The organism is Paraburkholderia sp. J10-1, from assembly GCF_905220165.1.
Taxonomy (GTDB): domain Bacteria; phylum Pseudomonadota; class Gammaproteobacteria; order Burkholderiales; family Burkholderiaceae; genus Paraburkholderia.
Genome location: NZ_CAJMYW010000005.1, coordinates 345,761 through 357,477 on the forward strand (window position 1 = coordinate 345,761; position 11,717 = coordinate 357,477).

Genomic DNA, 11,717 nt, shown 5'->3' on the forward strand with positions numbered 1-11,717 from the left:
CAGGCTTGGGCGCCCGGAAAGCCCCGTCCGGCGGGACCGAGGGGCAATTCTCGCCGACTGGCACAAATTCCAGAGTCGGCACGGTAGAATAGCGGCAACCTGTTGGATAAGCAATTGCAGTGCAACCGCGCCAAACAGCCGCCTATCGCGGCGCATTCTGGTGTCAATTTGCAGCGATTCCATCTAACTCCATGTAATCGCGCGCATCTTCGTGCTTTTCCATTGAACGGAAATTCGCTCGGCGCCTGAGCGATTGCTTCTCCAACAGGTTGCGCAAGACGCGAATCCGCTTCCAATGGGCGGACCGCGTTCGAGCCCACTTGCGCAATCGTGAATTTTTTTCACACTTAGGGGCTTGTATGACTAACACCGTTGCCAAGGATCAGGCTTATGTAGTGCCTTTCGAGCAGTTGCGGATGACCGATGTCGAGATCGTGGGCGGCAAAAACGCCTCGCTCGGCGAAATGATCAGCCAACTGGCTGAAGCAGGCGTGCGTGTGCCCACGGGCTTCGCGACGACTGCGCTGGCGTTCCGCGACTTCCTGAAACATAACAACCTGACCGAACGGATCGCCGCTCGTCTTGAGACGTTCGACGTCGACGACGTGAAGGCGCTGGCCGAAGCTGGCAAGGAGATCCGTCAATGGATCATCGACGCGCCGCTGCAGCCGAAGCTCGAAGCGGACATCCGCGCCGGCTTCGAAACGCTGCAGGCCGGTTCGCCGTCTGAGCTGTCGTTTGCCGTGCGTTCGTCGGCAACGGCGGAAGACTTGCCCGACGCATCGTTTGCCGGTCAACAGGAAAGCTACCTCAACGTGGTAGGCATCGAAGACGTGCTCGATCGCCTCAAGCACGTGTTCGCGTCGCTCTACAACGACCGCGCTATTTCCTATCGCGTCCACAAGGGCTTCACCCACGCCGAAGTCGCACTGTCGGCTGGCGTGCAGCGCATGGTCCGTTCGGACCGCGGCGCCGCAGGCGTGATGTTCACGCTGGATACCGAATCGGGCTTCAAGGACGCCGTCTTCATCACGTCGAGCTACGGCCTCGGCGAAACGGTTGTTCAGGGCGCCGTGAATCCGGACGAGTTCTACGTCTTCAAGACCACGCTCGCACAGGGTAAGGCTCCGATCATCCGCCGCTCGATCGGCTCGAAGCTCATCAAGATGGAATTCACGCAACCGGGCGAACCGGGCCGCGTGAAGACGGTCGACGTTACGCACGAACAGCGCAACCGCTTCTCGATCACCGACGAAGACGTGATCGAGCTGGCCAGGTACGCCGTCATCATCGAGCAGCACTACCAGCGTCCGATGGACATCGAGTGGGGCAAGGACGGCCTCGACGGCAAGATCTTCATTCTCCAGGCGCGTCCGGAGACGGTGAAGAGCCAGGCCGCGGGCAAGGTCGAGCAGCGCTTCAAGCTCAAGGGCCAGTCGCAGGTTCTGGCAACGGGCCGCGCAATCGGCCAGAAGATCGGCGCGGGCCGCGTGAAGGTGATTCACGATCCGTCCGAAATGGAACGCGTGCAGCCGGGCGACGTGCTGGTCGCCGACATGACCGACCCGAACTGGGAGCCGGTAATGAAGCGTGCGGCGGCGATCGTCACGAACCGTGGCGGGCGTACCTGCCACGCGGCGATCATCGCGCGTGAGCTGGGCGTGCCGGCAGTCGTTGGCTGCGGCGACGCGACCGACGTGCTGAAGGACGGTGCGCTCGTGACGGTGTCGTGCGCGGAAGGCGACGAAGGCCGCATTTACGACGGTCTGCTCGAAACCGAGGTCAGCGAAGTCCAGCGTGGCGAGCTGCCGGCCATTCCGGTCAAGATCATGATGAACGTCGGCAATCCGCAGCTCGCGTTCGACTTCTCGCAACTGCCGAACGCAGGTGTTGGCCTCGCGCGTCTCGAGTTCATCATCAACAACAACATCGGCGTTCACCCGAAGGCGATTCTCGAGTACCCGAACATCGACGCGGACCTGAAGAAGGCCGTGGAAAGCGTTGCACGCGGCCATGCGTCGCCGCGCGCGTTCTATGTCGACAAGCTGACGGAAGGCATCGCCACGATCGCGGCGGCGTTCTATCCGAAGCCCGTCATCGTGCGTCTGTCCGACTTCAAGTCGAACGAGTACAAGAAGCTGATCGGCGGTTCGCGCTACGAGCCGGACGAAGAGAACCCGATGCTCGGTTTCCGCGGCGCGTCGCGTTACATCGCCGAGGACTTCGCGCAAGCGTTCGAAATGGAGTGCCTGGCGCTCAAGCGCGTGCGTGAAGAGATGGGTCTCACGAACGTCGAGATCATGGTGCCGTTCGTGCGCACGCTCAAGCAGGCTGAGCGCGTGGTGGGCCTGCTCGAGAAGTTTGGCCTCAAGCGCGGCGTGAACGATCTCAAGCTCATCATGATGTGCGAAGTGCCGTCGAACGCGATTCTCGCCGAAGAGTTCCTGCAGTACTTCGATGGTTTCTCGATCGGTTCGAACGACCTCACGCAGCTCACGCTCGGCCTCGACCGGGACTCGGGCATGGAACTGCTGGCCGTCGACTTCGACGAGCGCGATCCGGCCGTGAAGTTCATGCTCAAGCGCGCGATCGAAACTTGCCGCCGCCTGAACAAGTACGTCGGCATCTGCGGTCAGGGCCCGTCCGACCACCCGGATTTCGCCCAGTGGCTCGCGGAAGAAGGCATCGCTTCGATCTCGCTGAACCCGGACTCGGTTGTCGAGACGTGGCAGCAGCTGGCGAAGTCGCAGTCGAAGTAAGCGTATTGCCGAGGGTGCGAATCCTCGGGGGAGCTTGATGCGGCTTCCTGAGCGGCGTTACACGCTGCGGAAAAAAGTGTCAGCTTCGTGCTATAACACCCCGGTCTATCCGGGGTGTTTTACTTTGGGAGGTCGCCGTGGGTCCGCATGGTTTGTTCTGGTGGATTGCCGCCGGCGTGCTCATCGTCGCCGAGCTGATGACCGGCACCTTTTACCTCTTGATGATCGCGCTAGGCTTGCTCGCAGGCGCGCTCAGCTATGAGCTTGGCGCGCCGCTCGACGTCCAGTTGATTGTCGCGGCGGTGGTTGGGCTCGCAGCTGTGGTCACGCTGCGGCGCTCTCGTTTCGGCCGCCGCCGGCGCATGACCGATGCCTCGACCGATCCGGGCGTGAATCTCGATATTGGCGCAACACTCGCCGTCGCCGCCTGGCGCGATGGCCGCGCGCGCACGATGTATCGCGGCGCCGAATGGGATGTCGAACTCGCACCTGGCGAGCCCGAAGATGCGCCGCTCTATGAAATCAAGGCGGTGCGCGGCAGTTGCCTGATCGTTGCGGCGAAGCGCGAGCACCGCGAAGCCAAGGCGTCCGGCACCGCTCAAGACGGCGCACGCCACGCATAGCGGGTCGCATTCGAACTCACACCAGCAAACTACACAGAAGCGAACGGAGGTCCCGTATGCAAGTCCCAGTCGTCGGCCTGATTCTGCTCGTGATCGTCATCGTGCTGATCGCGCAGACCATCAAGATCGTGCCGCAGCAGCATGCCTGGGTGCTCGAACGGCTTGGGCGTTACCATGCCACGCTCACGCCAGGCTTGACGATCGTGTTGCCGTTCGTCGATCGGGTGGCCTACAAGCACGTGCTGAAGGAGATTCCGCTCGACGTGCCGAGCCAGGTTTGCATCACGCGCGACAACACGCAGCTTCAGGTGGATGGCGTGCTGTACTTCCAGGTGACCGATCCAATGAAAGCGTCGTACGGGTCGAGCAATTTCGTCTTCGCGATTACGCAGCTTTCGCAGACCACGCTGCGTTCGGTCATCGGTAAGCTCGAACTCGACAAGACCTTCGAGGAACGCGACTTCATCAACCATAGCGTTGTGTCGGCGCTCGACGAAGCCGCCTCGAACTGGGGTGTGAAAGTACTGCGCTACGAGATCAAGGATTTGACGCCGCCAAAGGAAATCCTGCACGCCATGCAGGCGCAGATCACCGCCGAGCGGGAAAAGCGCGCGCTCATCGCGGCCTCGGAGGGTCGCAAGCAGGAGCAGATCAACCTGGCGGCTGGGGCGCGCGAGGCGGCGATCCAGAAGTCCGAAGGCGAGCGCCAGGCGGCGATCAACCAGGCACAAGGTCAAGCGGCCGCCATTCTAGCCGTGGCCGAGGCGAACGCGCAGGCCATCCAGAAGATCGGCAACTCGATCCAGTCGCAGGGCGGTATGGATGCCGTCAACCTGAAGGTGGCCGAGCAGTACGTGAATGCTTTCGCCAATCTCGCGAAGCAGGGTAATACGCTGATCGTGCCAGGCAATATGGGCGATCTGAGCACGATGATCGCTTCGGCACTCACGATCGTGAACCGGGCGGGTTTGCGCGAGGGGCAGATCAGCGGTGCCGGTGCGACAAAGGGTCCATAGGCGCCGAGACCGCCGAAAATGACAACGGGCCGCATGAGCGGCCCGTTTTTCATCTGAACGATTCCGGAAGAATCAGGTGGGCGAGCGCATCAGGCGCGCCTTTTCGCGCTCCCAGTCGCGTTTCTTCTCGGTTTCGCGCTTGTCGTGCAGCTTCTTGCCTTTAGCGAGGCCGATCTCGCACTTCACGCGGCCGCCCTTGTAATGGAAGTTCAGCGGCACGAGCGTGAAGCCGCGCTGCTCGACCTTGCCGATCAGTTTGTCGATTTCTTCGCGTTTCAGCAGCAGCTTGCGGATGCGCGTGGGGTCGGGCTGGATGTGCGTCGAGGCCTCGGGCAGCGGGCTGATGTGCGTGCCGATCAGATACAGCTCGCCATCCTTGATCATGACGTAGCTTTCCTTGATGTTGGCTCGCCCGGCGCGCATGGCCTTGACTTCCCATCCTTCCAGCACGAGCCCGGCCTCGTGACGCTCTTCGATGAAGTAATCGAAGAACGCTTTTCTGTTGTCGATGATGCTCATAGGAAAATGGGATCGGCCCAACTCGTTTAAAATTACGATTTTAGCAAAGCGGGCTCCCGAAAGCCCGTGGCGCTTTCACCCTAGCCACGCATTGCGCAATTTATGGCGGATGTCCAGAAAACCGTGTTGATTCGCCATTCGGCGGAGCAGATGTTCGACCTCGTCACCGACGTCGCCGACTACCCCAACTTCCTGCCGTGGTGCGGCGGTGTCGAGATTCGCCGTCAGGACGAAAGCGGCATGGAGGCGAAAATCGACATCAACTTCAAGGGCATCAAGCAGCACTTCGCCACGCGCAACTCGCAAAAGCGGCCCGAACGCATCGACATGGAATTCGCCGACGGCCCGTTCCGCAAGTTCACGGGCTACTGGCGCTTCACGCCGCTGCGCGCCGACGCCTGCAAGATCGAGTTTGCGCTGCATTACGAGTTTTCAAACATCATTCTCGAAAAACTCATCGGGCCGGTGTTCCATCACATCGCGAACACCTTCGTCGACTCTTTCGTGAAGCGCGCCGACCAGCGCTACGGCAAGCCATGAGCGCGAACCTTTCTGTTGACGTCTGCTATGCGCTGCCGGACGCGCAAACGCTCATCAGCATCGAGCTGCCGCCCGGCGCGACCGTCCAGCAGGCCATCGACGCGAGCGGCATCCTCGCACGCCATCCCGAGATCGATCTGGCAAAGCTCAAGGTGGGCGTGTACGGCAAGCTCAAGCCGCTAGACACCGTGCTCGCCGACCATGACCGCGTGGAAATCTACCGGCCGCTGATCGTCGACCCGAAGATGGCGCGCCAGCGCCGCGTCGACAAGACCCGCAAGGAAGGTTCGATCGAAGGGCGCAAGTGGTTGCCCAAGGACTCGCGCTAGGGCTCGAAGCGGGTTGCCCACGGGCGGCCGCACAAACGTAATGGGCGAGACAGCATGTGCTGTCTCGCCCATTTGGCCTTTTGGGGCATCGCGCTCAGGCGGTGGTAGTCCGACCGCTTCGCTTCGCGTCGGTATGGGAGTGCGTGAGGCGGCTGTCGTTGCCGATTCCTGGTAGATCGCCGTCCGGCACGATGCCGTCGCCGTGCGCGGTCTCTGCGGGGCCGCCCGAATGCTGGCGTACCGACCAACTTACGCCCGCCACCAGCAGCACGACGGCCGCGACTTCCAGGCCGCGCGGCAGCCGGTGATCATAGATAAAGCCGTAGAGCAGGGCGAACAGCGTTTCGAAGGCGATCATCTGACCCGAGAGCGTGAGCGGCAGGCGCTTGGCGGCGGCGTTCCACAGGCCGTTGCCGAGCCACGAGGCGCCGATCGCGAGCACCAGATTCAACTGCCAGAACGTGGTCCAGCGGCCGGCGTCGACGGTTTCCTGGACCCAGTGCGACGGCACGACAAGAATGCCGAGCCAGAGCAGGCCGCCAAGCGCGCCCGTCACCACGCCCCAAAGCACCGACCATTCGTTGCCGCCGAAGTGCGCATTGCGCTGCAGATAGCGGGCGTTCTCGACGGCGAACCAGGTCCAGCACACGAGCGCGCCGACGGCGCAGCCAATGCCGGCAATGCGCGTGAGGATGCTCGCGCCGCCCGCGTCGCCAGCCGCGGTGAAGACGTCCACGTTGATGCAGACGATGCCGGCCGCGATCATGGCGAGCGGCCAGATCAGGCGTGAAAGCGGCACGGCGCCGTGGTCGCGACGGCCGAGCAGCGTGACCGTGACGGGCAGCACGCCGACGATCAGCGAGGCCGGCGCAATGCCTACCAAATGAATGGCGCTCGCGAGAAAGAGGTAATAGAGCACGTTGCCCACGAGCGCCAGTTTCACGAGCGCGACGAGATCGGCACGCGTCAAGCGTGGCCAGACCCGGCGCAGCATGGGCAGGAGCGCGGCGAGCGAGACAAGCCCATACATGACGTAGCGGCCCGCGCTCAGGAGCAGTGGCGAGAATTCCGCCAGTTGCCGGGGCACGACGAACACCGTTCCCCATAACGCGCCGGCGAGCACGCCGTACAACACACCACGCTGCATTTGTATTGCCTCCAGAAACTTCGGGTGACCCAATCGGGCCGTTTTAACAGGACGGCCGAAGCTTAACTGGAGGCGTGCGTGGCCGTCTTGTTCAATCCTGCACCGTGTGCCCGATATTCGGGTCGGAGGCGTGGCGCACCCGCACGCCTTGCGCCGGCCGGGCCCGAGCGTGGAAATAATCCCGAAAACGGCGCTAAGCTACTGTTAGCGCTGATGATTTCCAGGGCGCTATCGCGTATAATCTGCTTTTGCGCCTATAGGATTTGCCATGCGTCTGATCCAGAAAGCACTCACGTTCGATGACGTGCTCCTCGTTCCCGCCTTCTCCGACGTTCTCCCGCGCGACACCAGCCTGAAGACCCGGCTGACCCGCAATATCTCCCTGAACATTCCGCTCGTGTCGGCCGCTATGGATACCGTCACGGAAGGCCGTCTGGCGATCGCCATGGCGCAGCAGGGCGGCGTCGGCATCATCCACAAGAACCTCACGCCGGCCGAGCAGGCGCGCGAGGTCGCGAAGGTGAAGCGCTTCGAGTCGGGTGTGGTGCGCGATCCGATCACGATTCCGCCGCAAATGAAGGTCGCCGACGTCATCGCGCTTTCGCAGCAGCATGGCATTTCGGGCTTCCCGGTCGTGGAAGGCGCGCAGCTCGTCGGTATCGTCACGAACCGCGACCTGCGTTTCGAAACGCGTCTGGACGAGCCGGTGCGCTCGATCATGACGCCGCGCGAGCGCCTCGTGACCGTCAAGGAAGGCACGCCGCTGACCGAAGCCAAGGCGCTCATGCACAGCCACCGCCTCGAGCGCGTGCTGGTCGTGAACGACGCGTTCGAACTGCGCGGTCTCATGACCGTCAAGGACATCACGAAGCAGACCGAGCACCCGGCCGCCTGCAAGGACGAGCACGGCAAGCTGCGCGCAGGCGCGGCCGTCGGCGTGGGTCCGGACAACGAAGAGCGCGTCGAGCTGCTGGTGCAGGCCGGTGTGGACGTGATCGTGGTCGACACGGCGCACGGCCACAGCAAGGGTGTGCTCGAGCGCGTTCGCTGGGTCAAGAAGAATTTCCCGCACGTCGAAGTGATCGGCGGCAACATCGCAACGGCTGATGCGGCGCGCGCGCTCGTCGAGTACGGAGCGGACGGCGTGAAGGTCGGCATCGGCCCGGGTTCGATCTGCACGACGCGTATCGTGGCAGGCGTGGGCGTGCCGCAGATCAGCGCGATTTCCAATGTCTCGGAAGCGCTCAAGGGCACCGGCGTGCCGTGCATCGCCGACGGCGGCGTGCGCTACTCGGGTGACGTTTCGAAGGCGCTCGCAGCCGGCGCGAACGCTGTGATGATGGGCAGCATGTTCGCGGGCACCGAAGAGTCGCCGGGCGACGTGTTCCTGTATCAGGGCCGCCAGTACAAGTCGTACCGCGGCATGGGCTCGGTCGGCGCGATGAAGGACGGCGCCGCGGACCGCTACTTCCAGGACAACTCGGCCAATATCGACAAGCTCGTGCCGGAAGGCATCGAAGGCCGTGTTGCCTACAAGGGGCCCATCAACGCAATCCTGTTCCAGCTGATCGGCGGGGTGCGCGCCTCGATGGGTTACTGCGGTTGTCGCACGATCGACGACCTGCATGCGAAGGCAGAGTTTGTGCAGATCACTGGCGCCGGCCTGAACGAATCGCACGTGCACGATGTGCAGATCACGAAGGAAGCGCCCAACTACCACGTGGACTAAGCCCCGATGAAGCCGCTGCTGCGCGTGCTGCTGATTGTCGATGCGTTGACGTTGCTGGGGTTTGGCGTGCTGTTCGTTCTCACGCCCTCGACCCTGGTGTACAACGCGCTGCAACTGGTGCAAACGCAGCCGGCACTCGTTGGGCAGGCGTTTGGTGTGGTGCTGTTGGGCTTCGCGTGGCTTGCGCTGCGTGCGGCCTTCCACGGGGAGATGACAGTGCCTGTGGGCCGCACCGTGGGGCACGTCAACTGGATTGCCGGCGTGCTGATGTTGGTCTGGCTGATCGGGTTGCGTGCGCCGCAGCTCACCGGGTTGGGCCAACTGGTGGCTGGCGCGGTTGGCGTGTGGCTGATCCTCCTCGGCCTCGGCGGCGTCCGGCTCGCGGGCGCGGTGCGCAAGCGCCAGAAGGGGCAGGCGAGCGGCAACGCCGTGCAGCAGCGTAAGGCGGCGAAGGCGCAGCCGGAACGCCGTGACGAGCCGGTAACGTACGCGAAGCCGGGCTTTCTGAAAACGATGGCGTGGGGCGGTGCGCGCGAGGCGAAACGGCCGGCGGCGCCGGTCGAACCGGTCGTGGAAGTGCCGACCGTGACGCCCGCAGCGGTTCCGCCGGTTACGCCGCGTCCAGCGACGGTTGCGCCGCCGGCCGCCAGTGCGGTGCAAGCTCAAGAGGCGCGCCAGGCGGCTCGCGACGAAGCGGCCGACGCACCGAGGCCCCCGCTGCGTGGCTGAGGCCGCGCTCAGACCCGGCCTCCGAAACACCAGACTTAATGCGTCCACAGCAGCGTCCAAAGCTCACCCGAATTTGCGCTACCCGGTTCCGCCGTAGTGCGCTGCCCTGGTCCCGATGAATTCACGCTGCGCGCGTTTTTATTGTCGCGCGGCTTTCCGTATCCGTTCTTTTTTTAGGTCTCGTCCGCAGCCATGCACGACAAAATCCTGATCCTCGACTTCGGCTCGCAAGTCACCCAGCTCATCGCGCGCCGCGTGCGCGAAGCCCACGTCTATTCGGAAATCCATCCGTACGATGTGGACGACGCGTTCATTCGCGAATTCGCACCGAAGGGCATCATCCTCTCGGGCGGCCCGAACTCGGTCACCGACACCGATACCCCGCGCGCGCCGCAAGCCGTGTTCGAACTGGGCGTGCCGGTGCTCGGCATTTGCTACGGCATGCAGACGATGGCCGAACAGCTCGGCGGCAAGGTCGACGGCGGCCACCTGCGCGAATTCGGCTACGCCGAAGTGCGCGCGCGCAACCACACGAGCTTCCTCGAAGGCATCGAAGACTTCCGCACGAGCGAAGGCCACGGCATGCTCAAGGTGTGGATGAGCCACGGCGACAAGGTCACGGAAATGCCGCAGGGCTTCAAGCTGATGGCCTCGACGGAATCGTGCCCGATCGCGGCGATGGCCGACGAAGCGCGCCACTTCTACGGCCTGCAATGGCACCCGGAAGTCACGCACACGGTGCAGGGTCGCGCGATGCTCGAGCGCTTCGTGCTCGGCATCTGCGGCGCCAAGGCCGACTGGGAGATGGGCCACTACATCGACGAGGCCGTCGAAACGATCCGCAAGCAGGTGGGCAACGAGCACGTGATTCTCGGCCTCTCGGGCGGCGTGGATTCGTCGGTGGCCGCGGCGCTGCTGCACCGCGCGATTGGCGACCAGCTGACCTGCGTGTTCGTCGATCACGGCCTGCTGCGTCTGAACGAAGCCGAGCAGGTGATGACGATGTTCGCCGACAACCTCGGCGTGAAGGTCATCCACGTCGATGCAAGCGAAGCGTTCATGTCGAAGCTCGCGGGCGTGACCGACCCGGAAGCGAAGCGCAAGATCATCGGCGCAGAGTTCGTCGAGGTGTTCCAGACCGAAGCGGGCAAGCTCAGCGACGCGAAGTGGCTTGCGCAAGGCACGATCTATCCGGACGTCATCGAGTCGGCTGGCAAGGGCAAGAATGCCGCGCACACGATCAAGAGCCACCACAACGTGGGCGGCCTGCCGGAAACGCTCAACCTCAAGCTGCTCGAACCGCTGCGCGAACTCTTCAAGGACGAAGTGCGCGAACTGGGCGTGAAGCTCGGCCTGCCGCACGAAATGGTCTATCGCCATCCGTTCCCGGGCCCGGGCCTTGGCGTGCGGATTCTCGGCGAAGTGAAGCGCGATTTTGCGGATCTGCTGCGCCGTGCGGATGCGATTTTCATCGAGACGCTGCGTAACACGATCGACAAGGAAACCGGCAAGTCGTGGTACGAACTCACGAGCCAGGCGTTCGCTGTGTTCCTGCCGGTGAAGAGCGTGGGCGTGATGGGCGATGGGCGGACTTATGAGTATGTCGTTGCGCTGCGCGCGGTGCAGACGCTCGATTTCATGACGGCGCATTGGGCGCATCTGCCGCATGAGTTGCTTGGGCATGTGTCGAATCGCATCATCAATGAGGTGCGTGGCATCAACCGAGTGGTGTACGACATCTCGGGCAAGCCGCCTGCGACGATTGAGTGGGAGTGACACCAATCTGAGCTGTAATCTGGCCAGGCGAGGCAGATACTGGTAGAAAAATGAAAAAGCCCGCGATGTTGCGGGCTTTTTCACATCCACACCTCGATCTATGACGGCGTCGCGTCGGTCGCGTTCAATCCTGCCTCTGTATCCGGCGTGTGAGACGCATGCGCCCCGGCGGCTCGAAGTACGTTCCGAACCGCACGAGGCCCGCCTTTTTCAAATGACAGGTCATCTCGAAGCTGACTAGCACACCGGGGTCGTCGTTTGCCAGGATCGAGACATCGATCGACCGGATACGCGGCTCGTACTTTAGCAGCGTTACCTGCATCTGGTCCCGGAGCTGATGTGCCGAGGCTGGCAGCGCCATATAGATGTTCGTCAAGTCAGGCAGGCCATAATCGGGCAGGTGCTTGAGCGAGCCCGCGCGAGTGTTCAGGATCCGCTGCACGTTATGCTGCACGCTCAGGCATTCAAGCGTGCGATCGTCGTATGCGTCCAGCGATTCCCCGCCGATCTGGCCGAGGAGCATGTCGTAGAGTGACGGTCCTGTGGACAT

Annotated in this window: 11 protein-coding genes; 8 read left to right on the forward strand and 3 right to left on the reverse strand. The window is 63.0% G+C overall.

Translation table 11 applies throughout. The features are described from left to right. Window positions 1-359 precede the first annotated feature (359 nt). The 3 genes from ppsA (at window position 360) to U5A65_RS18985 (ending at window position 4,398) form a co-directional block, all read left to right on the forward strand. Window positions 360-2,759 (forward strand): phosphoenolpyruvate synthase, encoded by a 2,400-nt coding sequence (gene ppsA / locus U5A65_RS18975; RefSeq protein ID WP_321908774.1) that lies wholly within the window; start codon window positions 360-362, stop codon window positions 2,757-2,759. Between the two features lie 137 nt (window positions 2,760-2,896). After that, the gene (locus U5A65_RS18980; RefSeq protein WP_321946963.1) at window positions 2,897-3,382 is read left to right on the forward strand and encodes an NfeD family protein; all 486 of its coding nucleotides are present in this window, start codon (window positions 2,897-2,899) and stop codon (window positions 3,380-3,382) included. Window positions 3,383-3,438: 56 nt separating this feature from the next. Further along, entirely contained in the window at window positions 3,439-4,398 is a 960-nt protein-coding gene (locus U5A65_RS18985) for a stomatin-like protein (RefSeq protein WP_321946964.1), read from the forward strand. A gap of 72 nt (window positions 4,399-4,470) precedes the next feature. Here U5A65_RS18985 and smpB read toward each other — a convergent pair whose 3' ends face one another. After that, window positions 4,471-4,917, reverse strand: a complete 447-nt coding sequence (smpB, locus tag U5A65_RS18990; RefSeq protein WP_028204044.1) for an SsrA-binding protein SmpB — start codon at window positions 4,915-4,917, stop codon at window positions 4,471-4,473. Between the two features lie 102 nt (window positions 4,918-5,019). Here smpB and U5A65_RS18995 point away from each other — a divergent pair, with 102 nt between their 5' ends. Both U5A65_RS18995 and U5A65_RS19000 read left to right on the forward strand, forming a co-directional pair. Then, on the forward strand, window positions 5,020-5,457 hold the full coding sequence (locus U5A65_RS18995; RefSeq protein ID WP_042265786.1) for a type II toxin-antitoxin system RatA family toxin: 438 nt from the start codon (window positions 5,020-5,022) through the stop codon (window positions 5,455-5,457). Then, window positions 5,454-5,786 (forward strand): RnfH family protein, encoded by a 333-nt coding sequence (locus U5A65_RS19000; RefSeq protein ID WP_321908769.1) that lies wholly within the window; start codon window positions 5,454-5,456, stop codon window positions 5,784-5,786. Before U5A65_RS18995 ends, U5A65_RS19000 begins: the two co-directional genes overlap by 4 nt. Window positions 5,787-5,880: 94 nt before the next feature. On the opposite strand, the gene U5A65_RS19005 is transcribed toward U5A65_RS19000, so the two are convergent. After that, window positions 5,881-6,933, reverse strand: coding sequence for a DMT family transporter (locus U5A65_RS19005; protein ID WP_321946965.1), 1,053 nt, complete (start codon window positions 6,931-6,933; stop codon window positions 5,881-5,883). Between the two features lie 268 nt (window positions 6,934-7,201). Here U5A65_RS19005 and guaB point away from each other — a divergent pair, with 268 nt between their 5' ends. From guaB to guaA, 3 genes are all read left to right on the forward strand, one after another. After that, window positions 7,202-8,662 carry an IMP dehydrogenase gene (guaB, locus tag U5A65_RS19010; protein ID WP_321908767.1) on the forward strand — a complete coding sequence of 487 codons (1,461 nt, stop codon included), beginning with the start codon at window positions 7,202-7,204 and terminating at the stop codon, window positions 8,660-8,662. 6 nt (window positions 8,663-8,668) lie between these two features. Further along, on the forward strand, window positions 8,669-9,391 hold the full coding sequence (locus tag U5A65_RS19015) for a hypothetical protein (protein WP_321946966.1): 723 nt from the start codon (window positions 8,669-8,671) through the stop codon (window positions 9,389-9,391). Window positions 9,392-9,583: 192 nt separating this feature from the next. Next, the gene (gene guaA, locus U5A65_RS19020) at window positions 9,584-11,167 is read left to right on the forward strand and encodes a glutamine-hydrolyzing GMP synthase (protein WP_321946967.1); all 1,584 of its coding nucleotides are present in this window, start codon (window positions 9,584-9,586) and stop codon (window positions 11,165-11,167) included. Between the two features lie 124 nt (window positions 11,168-11,291). Here the strand turns inward: guaA and tssE are convergent, their stop codons facing one another. Beyond that, entirely contained in the window at window positions 11,292-11,717 is a 426-nt protein-coding gene (gene tssE / locus U5A65_RS19025) for a type VI secretion system baseplate subunit TssE (protein WP_321908762.1), read from the reverse strand.